Genomic DNA, 20,010 nt, shown 5'->3' with positions numbered 1-20,010 from the left:
CCCGTCCGACCGGAGACCGTCATGCCTTCCCTCCGCACTTCCTCGCGCACTTCCCTGCGTCCCGCGCTCACCGCCGCCGTACTGACCAGCACCGCGCTGCTGGCGACGGCCTGCTCGTCCTCCGCCACCTCGCCGTCCGGTGGCTCCGGCGACTCCGGCGGCAAGCAGACCGTCACCTTCATGGGCTTCTACGGCACGTTCCAGGACGCCTTCACCAAGACCGTGATCAAGCCCTTCGAGAAGGCCAACCCGAACATCACGGTCAAGTACGTACCGATTCAGAACTCCACCGAGGTGCTGGCCAAGCTGCGCGCGAGCACCGCGCGCCCGGTCGCCGACGTCGCCCTCATGGACAGCTCCGTGGCGCCGACGGCCAACAAGGAGAAGCTGTTCGCCCCACTCGACACGTCGAAGGTGCCCAACCTCGCCCAGCTCGTCGACGCCGCGAAGAGCAAGGACGGCCACGGGCCGGCCGTCACGTTCGACAGCCTCTCCGTCCTCTTCAACACCAAGAACGTCAAGAAGGCGCCGACCAGCTGGAACGACCTCTGGAACGCCGAGTACAAGGGCAAGCTGGCGATGCCCATCGCGGACACCCGGGGAGTGGCCCTGATCGTCGCTTTGGAGAAGATCCTGCAGGCCGACTACAAGCAGGACATCGATCCGGCGATCGACAAGCTCAAGCAGTTGTCCCCCGGCGTCCAGACCTGGCAGCCCTCGCCCGATGTCTACACCGCGATCCAGTCGGGCGACGCGGACATCGCCGTCGGCTGGAACGCGCGCGGCCAGTACTACAAGGACTCGTCCGGCGGAGTCGTACAGCCGGTCCTCCCCAAGGAGGGCACGGTCACCCAGGTCAACACCATCAACCTGGTCAACAAGTCCCAGAACACCGCGGCGGCACAGAAGTTCATCAACTACGCGATCGGCGCCGAGGCGCAGAAAGCGTTCGACGACGAGGCCTTCTACGCACCCGTGAACAAGGACGTCAAGCTCGCCGCCGACACCGAGAACCGCACCCAGGCCTCCCCCGAGCAGCAGAAGAACCAGATCCCCGTCGACTGGAACTGGCTCACCACCCGCTACACCGGCTGGGTCGACCGCATCAAGCAGGAGGTCATCGGTGGGTGACACGAAGTCCCACGACGGCGGCGCCGGGCACCTGGTGCTCGAAGGTCTGGCCAAGACCTATCCCGGCAAGGACGGCGCCGCCGTGCGCGGCATCGACCTCTCCGTGGAGCGCGGCCGGATGCTCGCCGTCCTCGGTCCCTCGGGCTGCGGGAAGTCGACCACACTACGCATGATCGCCGGCCTGGTCCCGCCCACCGCGGGGACCGTACGGGTCGACGGCCGCGACATCACGGTCGCCCCGGTGCACCGCCGCGACATGGGCGTGGTCTTCCAGTCGTACGCGCTCTTCCCGCACCTGGACGTGGCCCGCAACATCGCCTTCGGCCTGGAGATGCGGAAGATTTCCAAGGTGGACGTGAAGCGCCGCGTGGACGACGCTCTGAGTCTGGTGCGGCTCGGTCATCTCGCCGGCCGGCGTATCTCGCAGCTCTCCGGCGGACAGCAGCAGCGCGTCGCGCTGGCCCGCGCGCTGGTCGTGGAACCCGCCGTACTCCTCCTCGACGAACCTCTGTCGAATCTGGACGCCCAGCTGCGCTCCGCGATGCGCGACGAGATCTGCCGGATCCAGCGCGAGACCGGCGTCACCACCGTCTTCGTCACGCACGACCAGCAGGAAGCCCTGTCCATGGCCGACCGTGTCGCCGTCATGAACCACGGCCTGATCGAGCAGGTGGGCACCCCTGAGGACATCTACGAACGGCCCTCGCGCCCGTTCGTGGCGGGGTTCGTGGGCCGTGCCAACCTGCTCGACGGCCCGGTCGGCGACCAGGACGGGGACCGGGCCCTGGTCGAACTGCCTGGCCTCGGAAGGGTTTCCGCGGCGGGCGCCGGCGTGGACAGGGGTCGCACGGCCACGGTGATGCTGCGCCCGCACCGGATCGCCCTCAGCTCCGCCGCTCCCGGCAGCGGCGGAGCCCGTGGCACGGTGCTGTCCGCGGGATACGCCGGCGAGACGGTGGCCTACCGGGTGCGCGTGGGCGTTGACGGCCCCGTGCTGGACGTCGAACGACCCACTGGGACGCTGGAGTCGTTCGGTCCCGGCGCCGAGGTGGAGCTCTCCTGGGACCCGGAGGCCCCACGGCTGATCTCCGCGGTAGAGGAAAGCGGGGAGCGCCGGTCATGACGGCGGACTCCGTACCCGCGAAGGCGCCCCCGGCACCCCCGGAATCCGGGAAGACCCCCACACGCCGGCGCGGTCCCGCACGCCTGGCACTGGCCCTGCTGTTGCCGGGGCTGCTGGCCCTGCTGCTGACGTACGCGCTACCGCTGGTGTGGGTGCTGCGCATGTCGCTCAACGAGGCGGGAGAAGGTGGACTCATCCTGCAGACCGTCTCCCTCGCCACGTTCGCCGACGTACTCGGCAGCGGCCACTACTGGAACGTCATCGGGCAGACGGTCGAACTCGGTGTCCTCGTCACCTTCTTCACCCTCGTCGTCTCCTATCCGGTGGCGCTGTTTCTGGCCCGTACCACCAGCCGGTGGCGGAGCCTGCTCGTCGCGCTCGCGGTCACACCGCTGCTGATCTCCTCGGTGGCGCGCACTTTCGGCTGGATGGCGATCCTCGGCAGCCAAGGCGTCATCAACAAGACCCTGAACGGTCTCGGACTGATCGACAGCCCACTGCATCTGGCCAACAACCTCACCGGTGTGGTCATCGCCTCGACAGAGATCTACATGCCGTTCGCCATCCTGGCGATGATCAGCGGCTTCGGGCGGCTCGATCCGGCGCTGGAGCACGCCGCCGCCTCACTGGGCGCGCCCCGTCGTACGGTGTTCCGCCGGATCGTGCTGCCGTTGACTCTGCCGGGCGTACTCACCGCCGCGCTGCTGGTGTTCGTCCTCAGTCTCAGCGGCTATGTCACGCCCCGGCTCATCGGCGGCGGACGCGTCTTCGTCCTGGCCACCGAGATCTACGACCAGGCCATCACCAGCCTCAACTGGCCGGTGGCCGCGGTGCTCTCGGTGCTGCTGCTCGCCGTGTTCGGTGTGGTCATCACGCTCTATCTGTGGGCACAGAGAGTCCTCGAAGCCCGATTCACCGGGCCGCAGGAGGCACGTTCATGAACTCGCGCCGCCTGACCCCGACCCGGGCCGTGTGGGCCGTCGTCCTCACCGGCCTGTATCTGTTCCTTCTCGCACCCATCCTCATCGTGCTCGTGGAGTCCTTCGACACCTCGTCCTATCTGCGGTTCCCGCCGGAGGGCTTCGGCCTCGACGCCTACCGGCAGGTATTCGCCAACGAATCCTTCCGCGCGGGCTTCCAGGTCAGCGGCGTCACGGCCGCGGCGACCGCGCTGCTGGCCATGGTGACGGGTGTTCCGGCGGCGCTCGCGCTGACCAGACTGCGCTTCCGGGGCCGGAGCGCCATCGAAGCGGTCTTCCTCTCGCCGCTGCTGGTGCCGCATATCGTGCTCGGGCTCGCGCTGCTGCTGATCCTGGCGCCGATCCCGCTCACCGACACCTACTGGGGGCTGATCCTGGCGCATCTGGGTGTGACCGTGCCCTATGTCGTACGTACGGTCTCCGCCTCCTTGGTGTCCGCGGACCCGAGCGCCGAGGAAGCCGCCCGTACGCTCGGCGCGAGCGGGCTCATGACCTTCTGGCGGATCACCCTGCCGACCATCCGGCCCGGCCTCTTCTCCGGCGGCATCATCGCCTTCCTGCTGTCCTTCGACGAGACCGTCATCTCGCTCTTCGTCTCCGGGCAGAACACCGTCCCGCTGCCGGTGGCCGTCCTGCAGTACGTCGAGTACCGCAGCGACCCGTCGGTGGCCTCGCTCTCCGTCCTTCTGGTGCTGCTCTCCGTCGTTGTCGTCGTCCTCGTGGAGCGCGGCCTCGGCCTGCGCCGCACACTGCGATCCGGCTAGTCCGGCTGAGAGGGCCGGTCCTTCAAGCGGTCCGACCCGCCCCACCCCGTTCCAAGGAGATCCACCGTGTCCGTCACTCCGGCGCAGCCCCTCGACCCCACCGCACTGCACCGAGACAGCGTCGTCTTCAACGCGCTCGACTGCACTCCGCTCTCCTGGGCGGACGAGACGTACCTCGGCAAGCTCGCCGTCTCCGGGGTCACGGCGATCAACCACGCGGTCTCCATCTCCCAGGGCTACGACGCGGCGGCCTCGGCCATCGTCGGCTGGCAGCGGCGACTGACGGAGACCGACGGGCGGGTCTTCCAGGCCTTCGGCCTCGATGACGTCGCCCGCGCCAAGGCCGCGGGCGGTGTCGCGTGGTTCGCCGGGTTCGAGGACAGCAAGCCGGTCGGCGAGGACCTGTGGCGGCTGGAAGCGCTGTACCAGTTGGGGCTGCGCTTCATGGGACTGACGTACCAGAACCGGAACTTCGCGGGTGACGGGAGCGGCGAGAGCGCCAACGGCGGACTGAGCCGCTTCGGCCGCGCCCTCGTCAAGGAGAGCAACCGCCTCGGCGTCGCCCTCGACCTGTCGCACACCGGCGAGCGCTCCACGCTTGAGACGATCGAGGTCTCCGAGAAGCCCGTCCTCGTCACCCACGCGGGCCTGACGCACTTCGTCGACAGCCCGCGCAACAAGAGCGATGTCGTGGTTCGTGAACTGGCCGCGCGCGGCGGTGTGTTCGGCCTGGCGGCGAAGTCCGGGTTCCTCACTCCCGACGGTCTGACGCGGCGTCCGGGCGCCGAGGTGTTCGCCGACAACATCGACTATCTGGTCGAGTTGGTGGGCATCGACCATGTCATCGTCGGCACGGACGTCGGCGACGAGCGCAAGTACTCCCGCGAGGGCATGGCGCGCGTCCGCCGGCTCTACCCGGAGATCCCGATCGTCGGCGAGGACCTCGACCTCGACCGCATCCACCCCGAGGGGCTCGGTACACCTGCCGACCTTCCCCTCATCACCGAGCTTCTTGTCGGCCGCGGCTACAGCCCGCAGGACATCACCAAGGTTCTCGGCGGCAATATGCACCGGGTCCTCTCGGTAATCTGGGACACGCGAGCGTGACACCGCACCCGGTGAGCGTCGCGGTCGTCGGAGCCGGGCCGCGCGGCACAGCCGTACTGGAACGCCTCACGGCGAACCTCGGTCCCACAGGGCCCTGGGCGGGCACTCCGGCAGAACTGCACGTCGTGGAACCGTTCACGCCCGGCGCCGGCCGGGTCTGGGATCCCGGACAGCCTGAGCAGCTGCTGATGAACACCGTCGCCGGGCACGCCACCGCCTTCCCCGACGACACCGTACGGATGGAGGGCCCCGCGACGACCGGGCCCACCCTCATGGAGTGGGCGCGCGACCACGCGCGCGGCCTCGCGGAGTGGGAGCATCCCAGCCGAGCGCTCATGGGCCGCTATCTGGCCTGGTCCCATGAACGGATCACCCGGGCCGCGGCCCCAGCCGTGCGGTTCGTCCCTCATGCGACGCGCGCGGTGGGACTCGACGAGGTTTCGGGAGGCCGGCTGCGGCTGCGGCTCGACGACGGTACCGTCCTGCTCGTCGACGCGGTGGTGCTCGCCACCGGTCACACCGATCAGCGGCCGTCACCCGAGGGGCGCGAACTCACCACGGCCGCACGGCGGTTCGGGCTACTGCACCTCACCCCCGGCCACCCCCATGAAACCCGGCTCGACCTGCTGGCGCCGAAGGAACCGGTTCTCGTTCGGGGCCTGGCGCTGAACTTCTTCGACCAGTTGACAGTTCTCACCTCCGGGCGCGGCGGCAGCTTCGAACAGAACGGCCCGGACGGCCGGCTGCGCTATCGGCCGTCCGGCCGCGAGCCTCTGTTCCTCGCCGGCTCGGGCCGGGGCGTTCCGTACCTGGCACGAAACCACGTGCCGGGCCGTATGCCGACGGGCCACAGCCTCCGCTTCTTCGACAACACGGCGGTCCAGCGGCTGACCGCGCGGGAGCCGGGCACGGTGGGTTTCATGGCCGAGGTGTGGCCGCTGATCGCGAAGGAGGCGGGAGCGGCCTGGTACGGGACGCTCCTGGAGAGCCGCCCCGATGCCACGCGGCTGACAGCCGAGGTCTTCCTGGAGCGGTACGCGGCAGTCGGCCACGGATCCGACGCGTGGGCGGAACTGCTCTCGGAGAGCCTGTACGATCCCGCCGACCGTTTCGACCTGCTGGACCTCGACCGGCCGCTGGCCGACCTGCGGTTCACCGACCGGACGGCGTTCGGAGCGTGGCTGGCGGAGCGGCTGCGCGAGGACCTGGCAGCGGCCCGGGATCCGCGGCACAGCCCGCTCAAAGCTGCCGCCGCGGCGGTCGCGGCGGTGAAGGGGCAGGTACGGCGGGTCGTCGCCGCGGGGGTACTGACCGGTCCCTCGTACCGCGAACTGTCCTGGTTCCGGTCCTTCGGGGCACATGTCTCCAGCGGCCCGCCCGCCGGCAGGATCGCCGAGCTGATCGCCCTGCACGAGGCCGGCGTCGTCGAGTTCGTGGGGGCGCGGCCGACCGTCACCGTCGACACGGCGGCGGGCCTCTTCGTGGCCACCTCCCCGACCACGGACGGCCCTCCGGCGCGGGCGCGTGCCCTGCTGGACGCCTGGCTGCCGGGATCCGATCTGGCCCTGACCGCCGACCCGTTGCTGCGCGGACTGGTCGCCTCGGGCCTGGCCCGCCCGCACATGGCGGGCTCGGGAGACTCGTCGACGGCGACGGGATCTCTTGATGTGGCCGGATCTGATCTGCGGGTGCGCAGCGCCACGGGACAACCGCATCCGCACCTGTTCGCGTTCGGCATCCCGGTGGAGGGTGTCCAGTGGAACACGGCGATCGGAGCACGGGCACGTGCCAACGCCGAGATGTTCCGTCAGGCCGATTCGATCGCCCGCTCCGCCCTGAAGGCGGCGGTCGACCGAGCGGTGGGGGTGCCCGACACTCATCGCGGAGGAACGTCGCGAGAATGCGCGGGCCGGCCCGGGGCCGACGCTCTGTCTGCCGCACCGACTCGCCGAGCTGGTCCTCCCGGCCCTCGCGGTACGCCTGCGTGATCTGCTCGGGCTTGCCGTGGCAGATACCTTGGACCGGCTGTTCCGAGGTTTCACCCGCCCCGGAGCGGCAACACGGTCGTCATGGCTACACGTCAACGCAGTGGAAGCAGTGCGGCAGCCACGGTCCTCATCGTGATCGCGGATGTCATGGCCTTCATCCTGGGCCTGTGGATTCTGATGTACCTGCTGGACGCCAACCGCGCCAACGACCTGGTGAACTTCGTCCAGGACGCGGCGCGCTGGCTCGCCGGCTGGTCCTACGACCTGTTCACCTTCGACGAGGCATGGGCGCGGGTGGTGTCCGGTTACGGTCTCGCGGCCGTGGTGTACCTGCTCATCGGCCACGGGCTGGCCGGCCGGCTGCGCCGTATCTGACGCCGGTCCGCACCCTGACACAGCGTCAGAAGGCCGACTCAGCCCACCCGTTCGCAGCAGTCCGGCTCCAGCCCGGACGGCAGCCTCTCACCGCTGAAGACCGCCGTGGTCGCCTCGTCTCCCCCGAGCGCGGCCACGGCCAGCAGCAGTGATGCCGCCGTCCAGCTGGTCAACTCCTCCGGCCAGAAAGCCTTCTTGCCCTCGAAGACATACCCCGTCCAGTACATTCCGTCGTCCGCACGCAGATGCCTGATGGACTGGAGTACGTCGAGCGCGCGGTCGGACTCGCCCACCACCCAGAGCGCCATGGCGAGTTCACAGCTCTCGCCGCCGGTGACCCACGGGTTGGGCAGCACGCAGCGCACCCCGAGTCCGGGGACGACGAACTGGTCCCAGCCTTCCTCGATACGGGCCTTCGCCTGTGTCCCGGTCATCGCGCCACCGAGGACCGGGTAGTACCAGTCCATCGAGTAGCGGCTCTTGTCCAGGAACCTTTCGGGGTGCTCACGGATCGCGTGCGCGAGCGATCCGGCCGCCAACTCCCAGTCGGGCTGAGCCTCTTCACGCTCCTCGGCGATGGCGAGCGCGCACCGCAGCGCCTGGTGCACGGACGAACTGCCGGTGAGCAGCGCGTCGTCGACGGCGGTGCCGTCGGCCTCGCGCTTCCAGCCGATCTGCCCGCCGGGCCGCTGGAGTTCGAGGACGAACTCGACGGCGGAGTGCACCACGGGCCACATCCGGTCGAGGAACGTTTCGTCGCCGGTGGCCAGATAGTGGTGCCAGACCCCGACGGCGGGATAGGCGCAGAAGTTGGTCTCGCGGCTCGAATCGGTCGGCCGGGCCCAGTCGCCGTCGTGGTAGGCGGCGTACCAGGACCCGTCCTCGTTCTGATGCCGGGCCAGCCACTCGTACGCGCGCGCCGCCGCCTCGTGTTCGCCGGACGCGTCGAGCGCCATGGCGGCCTCGGTGTGGTCCCACGGGTCGAGATGGTGGCCGCGAAACCATGGGATGGCACCGTCGGGGCGCTGGACGGCGAGGATGCCGGCGACGGTCTCCGCCGCCTGATCCGCCGTCAGGACACCCGGCAGGACGAGGTGTTCGGTGCTGTCGGGGCCGCGACCGGGCAAGGTCACTTGCCCGCCGCCGTCGGCAGGTGCGGCTTGGTGGCGTAGGCGACGAAGCTCTTGCCGACGACCGGGTTGAGCAGTTGCTCGGCGAAGCGCGTCGCGAACGGCTTCTTCATGATGTCCCAGACGAGCAGCTTGTGATACGCGCGCACGGGCAGCACCTGGTCGTTGTCCACGCCGAAGGCGCATTTGAGCCACCAGTAGGGCGAGTGCAGGGCGTGCGCGTGATGGGTGCCGTACGGCCGGAGCCCGGCCTCCCGCATCCGGCCGAGGAGTTCGTCGGCCTTGTAGATCCGGATATGGCCGCCCTCGACCTCGTGGTACGCGTCGGAGAGCGTCCAGCAGACCTTCTCGGGGCCGTAACGCGGCACGGTCACGGCGATCCGGCCGCCGGGCCGCAGAACGCGGACCATCTCGGCGAGCACACCCTTGTCGTCGGGGATGTGCTCCATGACCTCGGAGATGATCACGACGTCGAAGGACTCGTCGGGGAAGGGGAGGTTGAGCGCGTCCCCCTCCATCGCGGTGGCGGTGGCGCCGGGCGGCGCCTCCCCGGTCTCCTTCATCGCGGCGAACCAGGTGGCGACCTCGCGGATCTCCGCACCGTTCCGGTCGAGGGCCACGACCTGGGCGCCGCGCCGGTAGCACTCGAAGGCGTGCCGGCCCGCGCCGCACCCCAGATCGAGCACCCGGTCGCCGGCGGCGAGCGGGAAACGGGAGAAGTCCACGGTCAGCACGAGTTCCTGCTTTCGCGGGTCGGGGATGGGGGGTGGAGGGAGTTGCGGGATCAGCGGGCTGCCCCAGCGCGGGCGGCGACGGCCGCACGGTACAGCTCGGCGGTGCCCTCGGCGGCGCGCGCCCAGGTGAACCGGCGCAGCACCCGCTCGCGCCCCGCGGCGCCGAGCCGCTCGCGCAACTCCCGGTCGTTCAGCAGCCTGTTGAGCGCGCCTGCGAGCGCGTCCGCGTCGCCGGGCGGCACCGCCAGACAGGTCTCGCCGTCGGCCCCCGAGACCTCGGGGATCGCGCCGCCGGTGGTGGCGACCAGCGGGGTGCCGGTGGCCATGGCCTCCGCGGCGGGCAGGGAGAAACCCTCGTACAGGGACGGCACGCAGGCGATCTGCGCGCCGCGTACGAGGTCGACCAGCTCGGCGTCGGAGATGCCCTTGACGAACTGGACGGCGTCGCCGAGCCCGTGTGTCTCGATGGCCCGGTGGACGGGCCCGTCCTCGGCGCGCTTGCCGACGACCACGAGATGCGCCCCGGGATTCCCCGTACGGAGCTTGGCCAGCGCCTCGACAAGATGGACGAGGCCCTTGAGCGGTACGTCGGCGCTGGAGGTGGTGACGATCCGGCCCGGGATCTCGGGAACGGCGGGGTCCGGCGAGAACAGGCGCGTGTCGGCGCCTATGTGCACGACCTTGATCCGGTCGTGCCGTACCCCGAGATGGTCGGTGATCTCCTGCTTCGAGCTCCCGGAGACGGTGACGACCGACGGCAGCCGGCGCGCGACGCGCTTCTGCATGCGGGTGAAGGCGTACCAGCGGCGTACGGAGGCGCGGGCGAGCCGCCCGGCGGCGGCGTCGATCTCCAACTGCCGGTCGACGGTGATGGGGTGGTGGATGGTGGTGACCAGGGGTGCGCCGAGGTCGCCGAGGAGCCCGTAGCCGAGGGTCTGGTTGTCGTGCACAACGTCGAACTCGCCCCGGCGGGCGGCCAGATGGCGGCGGGCCCGCAGCGAGAAGGTCAGCGGCTCGGGAAAGCCGCCTGTCCACATGGTGGCGACTTCGATGGCGTCGATCCAGTCGCGGTACTCGCCGCGCCCCGGTGTCCGGAACGGGTCGGGCTGCCGGTAGAGGTCGAGACTGCCGAGTTCGGTGAGCGGGACGCCCTCGTCGAGTACGGGGTAGGGCTGGGCGCCGATGACCTCGACATGGTGACCGAGACGGGCCAGCTCGCGTGAGAGGTGTCGTACGTAGACGCCCTGGCCGCCGCAGAAGGGGTTGCCCTTGTAGGTGAGGAGCGCTATGCGCAGCGGCCGGTCCCCGTCCGCCGCGCCGGAGGTGCCCGCGGGCCCTGCGGGGGCACCCGCCTCTACGGCCTCAGCGGTCACTCTCGGCCCTCACTTCTCACTTCACTTTCGCCGGAGCGTAACCGCTCGCGTCAATCCGGAACAAGTTCCCGTCGGGTGGACGGAAGGGCATCGCGAGCCTCGAATCTACCGGCAGGCGGCGCCGTGAAGAGGGGCGTCCAGGGGTGATTCGTACCACGACCGGGGCGGGTGGGGCGGCCGGGGCGGGCTAAGGCGAGCCAGTCACTGACGGTCCGTCAGATGACTTCCGTGGACCGGTCGTCGGGCGGATTCGTCCGGCCCGTACGGCGATTTGGGGACGAAAACGGCGACGGGGCGGTGGCGGGAGAGTCCCCGGCGGGGCGGGAGGGGCGGCGACGGGGTCCGGGCCGTCCGGAAAGGTGGCCGGTAGAGTGAGCGGGTCGTCATCATGCCCGTACGGGGGGAAGCCGGTGTGAATCCGGCGCTGACCCGCAACCGTGAGCCGCCCTCACCGGCGGCGAGTCGGAACACCCCGGACGCGGTCGTGACCGGCTCGTGCCACCGGAAACCCCCGGTGGCCGGCACCGTCGAGGCATACGGAGCCGGAGCCTGGTGCCTCTGTGCGCCTGCCCGGTTCTCGCGTACCCCGCGTACCCGTGTATCCGCGTTCCCGCAGGAGAGGCCCCACCCGCCATGAACACCGTTCGCCGCCGCGCGGCGCGCAGCGCGGCAGCGTTCGCCGCAGCCGCCGTCCTGTGCGTGGCCGCCGTCCCCTCCACGGCCTTCGGCGCCCCGGCCGACGACGCCTCGGCCGCCGGCGGGCGGGCGCCCGCCGCGCCGCCGGTGAAGCTCCCCACCGGGATGTACGGCACGGGAGACCCGACGTACGACGGCGTCTGGCGGCAGTCGCTCGCCATGCTGGCGCAGCGCGCCGTGAACGTCATGCCCGCCGACTCCGCCGTCAGCTGGCTGCTCGGCCAGCAGTGCGACAGCGGCGCGTTCCCGGCGTACCGCCCCGATCCCACGAAGCCGTGCGACGCGACGACGGTCGTCGACACCAACTCGACCGCCGCCGCCGTGCAGATGCTGGCCGCGCTCACCACGCACCCGGACGCGATGAACAACGGCATCAGCTGGCTCGCCTCGGCGCAGAACAAGGACGGCGGCTGGGGCTACAGCGCGGGCGCCCCCAGCGACGCCAACTCCACGGCGCTGGTGATAGGAGCGCTGGCCGCGGGCGGCGCCCCGGTGGGCAAGAGGCTGTCGACGGAGGGCAGGTCCCCGTACCAGGCGCTGCTGAGCTTCGCGATCCCCTGCGACGCGAAGGAGGGCGCGGGCGCGTTCGCGTACCAGCCGGACAAGTCCGGCGCACTTCTCCCCAACGCCGATGCCACCGCCGCCGCTCTGCTCGGCGGGGTCGGGAAGCGGATGGTCACGACGGGCGTCGAGCCGGGGGCCGCGCCGGTCTGCCAGGACCTGCACCCGCGCACGCCGGAGCGTGCGGCGCGCAACGGCGCGGCGTATCTGGCGAAAGCGCTCGCCAGGACGGGGCACCTGGACCAGCCGCCGATGCCCGGCGCCGCGGACTCGGCGCCGCTGCCGGACCACGGCAACACGGCGGACGCCGTCGTCGCGCTGACGACCGCCGGGTACGGCAAGCAGGCAGCGGGCGCGATGAAGTGGCTGGAGAAGAACTCGGCGGCGTGGGCGAAGGAGAACGGCCCCGCCGCGTACGCCCAGTTGATCTTCGCCGCGCATACGACGAGCACCGACCCGCGCGAGTTCGGCGGCACCGACCTGGTCAAGGCCCTCAACGCGACGGGGCCCGCGCCCAAGTGGATCGGGCCCAAGCCGTTGACGACGGCCGAGCAGCAGAAGGTCCTGGCGGACCAGAAGGAAGAGAGAAGCAGCATGTCCGGGAACCTGTGGACGATCGCCGTCGGGCTGGTCGCCGCGCTGGCGATCTGGGCGGTGTTCGTCGTACGGGCGAAGCGGCGCCGGTCATGAGAGGTGCCGCCTCGCCCGTGATACGGGGCCTCTTGCTCGCCGCCGTCCTGCTGGCGGTGCCGGGTACGGGGACGGCGCACGCGGCGGGTTACCGCTACTGGTCCTTCTGGGAGAACGACGGCGCGGCGTGGACGTACGCCACGCAGGGCCCGGCGACGGCCCGCCCTGCGGACGGCACGGTGAACGGTTTCCGCTTCGCGGTCAGCGCGGACAGCCAGGACGCGGCGAGGCCCCGCGAGGCCCCGGACTTCGCGGCGGTGTGCGGGTCCGCGCCCGCGAAGCCCGGCGGCAAGCGCGTCGCGGTGGTGGTCGACCCGGGCACGGAGGCGGACGCCCCGAACGGCGAGAAGCCGCCGGCGCCGCTGGCCGAGTGCGCGCGGGTGGACGAGGACGCGACGAGCGCGGACGCGCTGGCGGCGGTGGCGAAGCCGCTGCGCTACAACAGCGCGGCGCTGCTGTGCGGAATCACCGGCTACCCCAAGTCGGGCTGCGGCGACCAGATTTCGGCGGCGAAATCCCCGACCCCGACGGCTTCCCCCAAGGAGGCCACCGACGAGCCCACCCCGACGCTCGGCATCCTGGCCGGAGCGGCAGCGGTCCTCGCCCTAGCGGCAGCCGCCACCTGGCAGGCCCACCGTCGCCGCGCCTGACGTCCCGCCCGCCGGAGGCGGGGCGCCGTGCGGCGCGGGACGGGGCGGGGACGGCGGTGCGAGCGGGGACCCGAACCTCGCGGGCGGGGCGCCTGCTGGCGCGCGTCGAGCCGGGGAGGACCGCACGGGCGGCGACTCGACCAACGCAGGGCGGGACGTCCCCGACCGCACACGCGCGGACACCGACCGCACCGGCCGCGACAGGGGCGACCGTGCAGGCGGCGGGGCGGGCGGGCGCGCGGCACCGTTCCGTACGGCCTCGACCCTTCGCGCGCCACAGGCCAGCCGTAGCAACGCCCTGCATGCCGGGGCGTGGTGGGTATGGGCGCTGGGGCTGGGGGTGGGGGCTTCGCGGACCAGTAATCCGTTGTTGCTCGGGCTGCTCGTCGGGGTCGCCGGGTACGTCGTCGCCGCGCGGCGGACCGATGCGCCGTGGGCGCGGTCGTACGGGGCCTTCGTCAAGCTCGGGCTCGCCGTCATCCTCGTCCGGCTCGCCTTCTCCGCCTTCCTCGGCTCGCCGGTCCCCGGCTCGCACCTGATCGTCACCCTGCCCGAACTGCCCCTGCCCGGCTGGGCGAAGGGCATCCGGATCGGTGGCCGGGTGACGGCCGAGCAGCTGGTGTTCGCGCTGTACGACGGTGCCAAGCTCGCCACGCTCCTGATCTGCGTCGGCGCGGCGAACGCGCTCGCCAATCCGGCCAGACTGCTCAAGTCCCTCCCCGGCGCCCTGTACGAGGCTGGTGTCGCCGTCGTCGTCGCCATGACCTTCGCGCCGAACATGGTCGGCGACGTTCTGCGGCTGCGTACCGCCCGCAGACTGCGCGGCCGGTCAACCGGCGGCGTGAAGGCCGTCCTCCAGATCGGACTGCCCGTCCTGGAGGGCGCGTTGGAGCGGTCCGTCGCCGTCGCCGCGTCGATGGACGCGCGGGGGTACGGCCGAACGGCCGCCGTACCCCCGGCTGTTCGCCACACCACCACCGTCCTGACCCTCGGCGGGCTGCTCGGCGTCTGCGCCGGCACGTACGGGCTCCTCGCCGCCGAAGGCGCCACCTACGGCCTCCCCCTCCTCGGCATCGGGGTCGCCGCCGCAGTCGCCGGTCTGCGGCTCGGCGGGCGCCGTTCGGTCCGTACGCGCTACCGCCCCGACCTGTGGGGCATCCGGGCCTGGCTGGTCGCGGGGTCCGGCGCGGCCGTCGCCCTGCTGATGATCCGGGCGGGCGCGTACGACCCGGAGGGCCTGCACCCCGGCGTCGTACCGCTCGTGGCACCCGGTCTGCCGCTCTGGCCCGCCGCGGGCATCCTGCTCGGCCTACTGCCCGCCTTCGTCGCACCCCGGCCGGCCCTCACGGACAAGGAGAAGACCCGGTGATCCGGTTCGAGCAGGTGTCGGTGACCTACGCCGACGCCCCTGCCCCCGCTCTCCAGGGGGTCGATCTCACCTTCCCCGAGGGCGAGTTGGTGCTGCTCGTCGGCCCCTCCGGGGTCGGCAAGTCCACCCTCCTCGGCGCGGTGTCCGGGCTCGTCCCGCACTTCACCGGCGGCACACTGCGCGGCCGGGTCACCGTGGACGGCCGCGACACCCGCACCCACAAGCCCCGCGAACTCGCCGATCTCGTCGGCACGGTGGGCCAGGACCCCCTCGCCCACTTCGTCACCGACACGGTCGAGGACGAACTGGCCTACGGAATGGAGTCGTTGGGCCTGCCATCCGACGTGATGCGGCGCCGCGTCGAAGAGGTCCTGGACCTGCTCGGCCTGGCCGAGCTGCGCGACCGCCCGCTCGCCACCCTCTCCGGCGGCCAGCGGCAGCGTGTCGCGATCGGTTCGGTGCTCACGCCCCACCCCAAGGTGCTGGTCCTGGACGAGCCGACGTCCGCGCTCGACCCGGCGGCGGCCGACGAGGTGCTGGCCGTACTGCAACGGCTCGTGCACGACCTGGGCACGACGGTGCTGATGGCCGAGCACCGGCTGGAGCGGGTCGTGCACTACGCGGACCAGGTCGTCCTCCTCCCCGGGCCGGGCGAGAGGCCCGTCGTCGGCGAGCCTGAACGGATCATGGCCGTCTCCCCCGTCTTCCCGCCCGTGGTGGCGCTCGGCAGGCTCGCCGGCTGGGACCCGCTGCCGCTGTCCGTACGCGACGCCCGCCGCCGCGCGAGCGACCTGCGCGCCCAACTCGCGACAACGGTGCCCCCGTTGGCCGACGCCCCGGCGCCCCGAGCCGCCGCGCCGACCCCCCGGCCCGCCACTCCCCGTACCGCGCTCGCCCGCCTGCTGCACCGCCGCCCACAACCCACGCCGGCCACCGACGTCACGGCCGTCACCCACCTGTCCGTCCTTCGCGGACGGATCGAGGCACTGCGCGGTATCGACCTCGCCGTCACATCCGGCGAGACCATCGCGCTCATGGGCCGTAACGGCGCGGGCAAGTCCACCCTGCTGGCCGCCCTCGTCGGCATGGTCGAGCCCTCGTCCGGTTCCGTCACCGTCGGCGGGCGCACCCCGCACCGCACGCATCCGCGCGAGCTGATCCGCCAGGTCGGGCTCGTCCCGCAGGAGCCGCGCGACCTGCTGTACGCGGACACGGTCGCCGCCGAGTGCGTGGCGGCGGACGACGACGCGGGCGCCGCGCCCGGCAGTTGCCGCGCGCTGGTGGACGAGCTGCTCCCGCACGTGCCCGACGCGACGCACCCGCGGGACCTGTCGGAAGGGCAGCGGCTGGCCCTGGCGCTGGCGATCGTGCTGACGGGCCGGCCGCCCCTGCTGCTCCTGGACGAGCCGACGCGCGGTCTGGACTACGCGGCGAAGGCACGTCTCGTGGACGTGCTGCGCGCGCTCGCCGCCGAGGGGCACGCGATCGTGCTGGCCACCCACGACGTGGAACTCGCCGCCGAACTCGCCCGCCGGGTCGTGATCCTGGCCGACGGCGAGATCGTCGCGGACGGGCCGACGCCCCAAGTGGTCGTCTCCTCACCGGCGTTCGCGCCGCAGGTCGCGAAGATCATGGCCCCCCAGGAGTGGCTGACGGTCACTCAGGTCCGACACGCGTTGGCGACGGGTGCGGCGGAGGAGCCGGCATGAGCGGCACACCGCCCGATACCCGGCCCACCCCCCAGGCCCGTGCCGTCCGCCTCGGCCCCCGTTCCGTCGCCGCCCTCACCCTTGTCAGCGCGATCGGTGTGATCGCCTTCGGCTGGCCGCTGCTCGCCGACTCCGCCTCCGGGCTCGCCCACTCCCAGGACGCGCCCTGGCTCTTCGCCGTTCTGCTCCCGCTCCTGGTCGCCGTCGTCGTCGCCACGATCGCCGACTCCGGTCTCGACGCCAAGGCGGTCGCGATGCTCGGCGTGCTCGCCGCCGTCGGCGCCGCGCTGCGTCCGCTGGGCGCGGGGACGGCCGGTCTGGAGCCGATGTTCTTCCTGATGGTGCTGAGCGGCCGGGTGCTGGGGCCCGGCTTCGGCTTCGTACTGGGCTCGGTCACGATGTTCGCGTCCGCGCTGCTGACCGGCGGCGTCGGGCCGTGGATGCCGTTCCAGATGCTGTCGATGGGCTGGTTCACGATGGGCGCGGGGCTGCTGCCGGGCCCGGACCGGCTGCGCGGGCGCGGGGAGTCGCTGATGCTCGCCGGGTACGGGGCCGTCGCCGCCTTCGCGTACGGCACGATCATGAACCTCCAGGGCTGGACGTACATCGGCGGGCTCTCGTCCGGGATCTCGTTCCGGCCGGGCGACCCCGTCCACGAGAATCTGGTGCGCTTCCTCGCGTACTGCGCGGCGACGTCCTTCGGCTGGGACCTGGGACGGGCGGTGCTCACCGTCGTACTGACACTGACGATCGGCGCCACGGTCCTCAAGGCGCTGCGCCGGGCGACACGGCGGGCCGCGTTCGACGCGGATGTCACGTTCGACCCCCATGTCACGTTCGACCCGGACGTCACCTTCCAGGAGCCAACTCCAGTTCCCCCACCGTCTCGTCCCCGCTCGTCTCCCCCGTCAGCCTGAACCCGAGCCCGAGATAGAAGCGTTCGGGCCCGTCATCGCCGGGGTGCCAGGTGGCGGTCAGACGGGTGCCGCCACGGCGGCGGATCTCGGCCGCGACGGCGTGGACCGCGAAGCGGCCGTAACCACGCCCCTGTTCACCGGCCGCGATGTTGAGGCGCCACAGCCCCGAGCGGATGTCCTCGCCCTTGCCGTCATCCGCGAAGTCGGCGTCGAAGAAGGCCATCAGAAAGCCCACGGCCCGGTCCCCGTCGAGGATGAGACGGGGCCAGGCCGTGTCCGGGTGGACGTATGCCTCGGCAAGGGACTTCACCACCGGGGCGACGAGGCGCTCCTGGTCGGGGCGGACCCGCACACCGATCGCGGCGTCGAAATTGCCGGGCGTGATCTTCTCCAGACGGAGCGTCGTCGTCATACGAAAACGATAGAAATCCGGATCAAGTGAATTACCGCGCGGCCGACTTCGGGTTCCCGTCCCGCACATCCGGTGCGGTCATGGCGCCCGAGCCCTTCGTGTCCACCGGTTTCCGCCCCACCTCGACCCCCGGGGTCAGCTCCAGCATCGAGTCCGCCCTGCGCAGCCGGCGCGGCCCCGACAGGACGTACGTCAGCCCGAAGCCGGTGCCCACGACCAGCGCCCCGCCCGCCGCGTCCAGCACCCAGTGGTTGGCCGTGGCGACGATCGCGGAGACCGTGATCAGCGGGTGCACCAGGCCCAGGAGTTTCATCCACATCTTGGGCGCGAGCATCACGATCACGACCCCGCACCACAGCGACCAGCCGAAGTGCAGCGACGGCATCGCGGCGTACTGATTGGTGACGCTCGTCAGCGCGCCGTAGTCCGGATTCGCGAAGTCCTGCGGGCCGTGCACCGTGTCGATGAAGTCGAGGCCCGGCATGAGCCGTGGCGGCGCCAGCGGGTAGAACCAGAAGCCCAGCAGCGCGAGGAGCGTGGCGAAGGCGAGCGAGGCGCGCGCCCAGCGGTAGTCGGCGGGCCGGCGCACGTACAGGACGGCGAGGATGCTGAGCGGTACGAGGAAGTGGAAGGACGTGTAGTAGAAGTTGAGGAAGTCCTCCGCCCAACTCACCTTCACCACGGCATGGTTGGCCCACCGTTCGATGTCGATGCCGAGTGCCCGCTCGATGGAGAGGATCTGGTCCGCGTGCGACTCGGCGGCCTGGCGCCCGCCGTCGGCGGCGGCGCGGATCTGCTGGTAGCCGGAGTAGCCGACGCGGATGGCGAGCAGTTCGAGCAGCAGGTTGGGCCGGCTGACGAGCCGGCGCCAGAACGGCGCGAGCGGGATTCGGCTCCACCGCGCCGCGACGGGTCTCGCGTACACGGTCTGGATCGGCCGGTCGAAGTACGGCGACGTACGGCTGAGGAAGGGCACGAAGCAGGCGGCGGCCACGGCCGCGATCAGCAGCACGTTGTCCCGTACGGGGTGCAGGACCGTCATGTTGGGCAGCATCATCTTGCCCGGCAGCGTCATCACTATCACCACGACCGCCGCCCACACGGGCCGGTCGCTCGCCCGCCGGCCGACCCGGCCGACGAGGGCGAGCAGCAGCCAGAGCAGTTGGTGCTGCCAGGCGGTGGGCGAGACGGCGATGACGACGCAGCCGGTGATCGCGACGGCCAGCAGCAGTTGCCCGTCCAGGGCGTAACGTGCCGCGCGGCGCAGACCGAAGAAGCAGACGGCCGCGGCGAGCACCACGAACAGCGCGATCTCCAGGGGCCCTTCGAGACCGAGCCGCAGCAACGCGCCGTGCAGGGACTGGTTGGCGATGCTGTCCGCGTTCTCCCCGAGGCCCGCGCCCGCGAGATGGCGCGTGGCATACGTCCAGGTGTCGCTCGGCAGCGCGGCCCACGCCAGTGCCGTACAGACCGCGAACGTACCGACGGTGGTGAGCGCCTGGCGTCTGCGGCCGGTCAGCCAGAGCAGCGGGGCGAACAGCAGCACGGCGGGCTGGAGCGCGGCGCCGAGACCGATGAGGATGCCGGGGCCGGGTTCGCCCCGTTCGCCTCGTACGACGAAGAAGGCCACCAGCACCAGAAGGACCGGGATTATGCTTGTCTGGCCGAGATGGAAGCTGTTGCGGACGGGCAGGGACAGCATGAGCAGGCTGATCGCGACGGGCGCGGCGAGCAGTCGCGTACGACGCGACACGGTGCCGGGCAGGGCGCGCGCCGCGACGAGGCCGAGGGCCACGACGAGCAGCAGGGTGCCGAGCGTCCAGGCGACACCGAGGGCCTGTTCGGCGGCGCGGCCGAGTGGCTTGAGCACCAGTCCGGCGAAGGGTGTGCCGGTGAACTTCCCGCTCTCGTACAGCGAGCCCGACACATGCAGTACGCCGTTCTCCCCGGTCCAGGTCTCCAGATCGAGCAGCCGCTCGCCGGGGGGCAGTCGCAGGACGGCCACCGTCTGCCGTACCGCGAGACCGGCCGCGAGTGCCCACAGCACCGCTCGCGCGGTCCCGAATCCATTGCCTGCCGCCGTACTGCCTCGCACACCCTGCTCCGCATTCGCCACGCCGCGCCGACCCTCCGTTTCCAACCCTCGACCCTGGGTCATGAGCCTCGCATTCCCCCACTGTGGAGACTCAGGCAACCCCCTCTTCGCCTGAGTGTCATCCCTGTTTTGTCCAAATGCCGATGAAAGCACTGATGACGCCGCTGTCGGCGATCGCAATGCCGGAACCGCCGGGGAGACGCCCC

Annotated in this window: 17 protein-coding genes and 1 riboswitch; of the genes, 12 read left to right on the top strand and 5 right to left on the bottom strand. The window is 71.4% G+C overall.

Going from position 1 to position 20,010, the window contains the following annotated elements; translation table 11 throughout:
• The first annotated feature begins 21 nt into the window (after positions 1-21).
• From OIE74_RS27735 to OIE74_RS27705, 7 genes are all read left to right on the top strand, one after another.
• Positions 22-1,131, top strand: coding sequence for an ABC transporter substrate-binding protein (locus tag OIE74_RS27735; RefSeq protein ID WP_329388322.1), 1,110 nt, complete (start codon positions 22-24; stop codon positions 1,129-1,131).
• A complete protein-coding gene (locus OIE74_RS27730; protein ID WP_329388320.1) occupies positions 1,124-2,254 on the top strand; it encodes an ABC transporter ATP-binding protein in 1,131 nt (376 codons plus the stop codon). The genes OIE74_RS27735 and OIE74_RS27730 overlap by 8 nt, the downstream gene beginning before the upstream one ends.
• The gene (locus OIE74_RS27725) at positions 2,251-3,195 is read left to right on the top strand and encodes an ABC transporter permease (protein WP_329388317.1); all 945 of its coding nucleotides are present in this window, start codon (positions 2,251-2,253) and stop codon (positions 3,193-3,195) included. The genes OIE74_RS27730 and OIE74_RS27725 overlap by 4 nt, the downstream gene beginning before the upstream one ends.
• Positions 3,192-3,998: an ABC transporter permease gene (locus OIE74_RS27720; protein ID WP_329388315.1), complete on the top strand. Its 807-nt coding sequence runs from the start codon at positions 3,192-3,194 to the stop codon at positions 3,996-3,998. The genes OIE74_RS27725 and OIE74_RS27720 overlap by 4 nt, the downstream gene beginning before the upstream one ends.
• 66 nt (positions 3,999-4,064) lie before the next feature.
• Positions 4,065-5,105, top strand: coding sequence for a dipeptidase (locus OIE74_RS27715; RefSeq protein WP_329388313.1), 1,041 nt, complete (start codon positions 4,065-4,067; stop codon positions 5,103-5,105).
• 11 nt (positions 5,106-5,116) lie between these two features.
• Positions 5,117-7,093 (top strand): FAD/NAD(P)-binding protein, encoded by a 1,977-nt coding sequence (locus OIE74_RS27710; RefSeq protein WP_329388311.1) that lies wholly within the window; start codon positions 5,117-5,119, stop codon positions 7,091-7,093.
• An 81-nt stretch (positions 7,094-7,174) separates the two neighbouring features.
• On the top strand, positions 7,175-7,468 hold the full coding sequence (locus OIE74_RS27705) for a hypothetical protein (protein ID WP_329388309.1): 294 nt from the start codon (positions 7,175-7,177) through the stop codon (positions 7,466-7,468).
• Positions 7,469-7,506: 38 nt separating this feature from the next.
• Here the strand turns inward: OIE74_RS27705 and OIE74_RS27700 are convergent, their stop codons facing one another.
• From OIE74_RS27700 to OIE74_RS27690, 3 genes are read right to left on the bottom strand one after another with little or no spacing between them, the layout of a single operon-like run.
• The gene (locus OIE74_RS27700) at positions 7,507-8,601 is read right to left on the bottom strand and encodes a prenyltransferase/squalene oxidase repeat-containing protein (protein WP_329388307.1); all 1,095 of its coding nucleotides are present in this window, start codon (positions 8,599-8,601) and stop codon (positions 7,507-7,509) included.
• Positions 8,598-9,332 carry a class I SAM-dependent methyltransferase gene (locus OIE74_RS27695; protein ID WP_329388305.1) on the bottom strand — a complete coding sequence of 245 codons (735 nt, stop codon included), beginning with the start codon at positions 9,330-9,332 and terminating at the stop codon, positions 8,598-8,600. Before OIE74_RS27695 ends, OIE74_RS27700 begins: the two co-directional genes overlap by 4 nt.
• Positions 9,333-9,382: 50 nt before the next feature.
• On the bottom strand, positions 9,383-10,705 hold the full coding sequence (locus OIE74_RS27690; RefSeq protein WP_329388303.1) for a glycosyltransferase family 4 protein: 1,323 nt from the start codon (positions 10,703-10,705) through the stop codon (positions 9,383-9,385).
• A 400-nt stretch (positions 10,706-11,105) separates the two neighbouring features.
• Positions 11,106-11,178, top strand: a riboswitch (cobalamin riboswitch).
• Positions 11,179-11,338: 160 nt separating this feature from the next.
• Here OIE74_RS27690 and OIE74_RS27685 point away from each other — a divergent pair.
• The 5 genes from OIE74_RS27685 (at position 11,339) to OIE74_RS27665 (ending at position 17,297) form a co-directional block, all read left to right on the top strand.
• Complete coding sequence (locus tag OIE74_RS27685) at positions 11,339-12,652, top strand: prenyltransferase/squalene oxidase repeat-containing protein (protein WP_329388301.1); 1,314 nt, start codon at positions 11,339-11,341, stop codon at positions 12,650-12,652.
• Positions 12,649-13,302: an SCO2322 family protein gene (locus OIE74_RS27680; protein ID WP_329388298.1), complete on the top strand. Its 654-nt coding sequence runs from the start codon at positions 12,649-12,651 to the stop codon at positions 13,300-13,302. Before OIE74_RS27685 ends, OIE74_RS27680 begins: the two co-directional genes overlap by 4 nt.
• Positions 13,303-13,600: 298 nt before the next feature.
• Complete coding sequence (locus OIE74_RS27675) at positions 13,601-14,671, top strand: energy-coupling factor transporter transmembrane protein EcfT (protein WP_329392463.1); 1,071 nt, start codon at positions 13,601-13,603, stop codon at positions 14,669-14,671.
• On the top strand, positions 14,668-16,380 hold the full coding sequence (locus tag OIE74_RS27670) for an ABC transporter ATP-binding protein (RefSeq protein ID WP_329388296.1): 1,713 nt from the start codon (positions 14,668-14,670) through the stop codon (positions 16,378-16,380). Before OIE74_RS27675 ends, OIE74_RS27670 begins: the two co-directional genes overlap by 4 nt.
• Entirely contained in the window at positions 16,377-17,297 is a 921-nt protein-coding gene (locus tag OIE74_RS27665; RefSeq protein WP_329388293.1) for an ECF transporter S component, read from the top strand. Before OIE74_RS27670 ends, OIE74_RS27665 begins: the two co-directional genes overlap by 4 nt.
• Here OIE74_RS27665 and OIE74_RS27660 read toward each other — a convergent pair.
• Both OIE74_RS27660 and OIE74_RS27655 read right to left on the bottom strand, forming a co-directional pair.
• On the bottom strand, positions 17,230-17,709 hold the full coding sequence (locus tag OIE74_RS27660; RefSeq protein WP_329388291.1) for a GNAT family N-acetyltransferase: 480 nt from the start codon (positions 17,707-17,709) through the stop codon (positions 17,230-17,232). The genes OIE74_RS27665 and OIE74_RS27660 overlap by 68 nt on opposite strands.
• A 31-nt stretch (positions 17,710-17,740) precedes the next feature.
• Positions 17,741-19,867 (bottom strand): bifunctional glycosyltransferase 87/phosphatase PAP2 family protein, encoded by a 2,127-nt coding sequence (locus OIE74_RS27655; RefSeq protein WP_329388288.1) that lies wholly within the window; start codon positions 19,865-19,867, stop codon positions 17,741-17,743.
• Between the last annotated feature and the right edge of the window lie 143 nt (positions 19,868-20,010).

Origin of the sequence: Streptomyces sp. NBC_01716 (genome assembly GCF_036248275.1) — a bacterium.
Taxonomy (GTDB): domain Bacteria; phylum Actinomycetota; class Actinomycetes; order Streptomycetales; family Streptomycetaceae; genus Streptomyces.
Note: the sequence above shows the minus strand (reverse complement) of the source record. Positions and strands in the feature narration are given on the sequence as shown.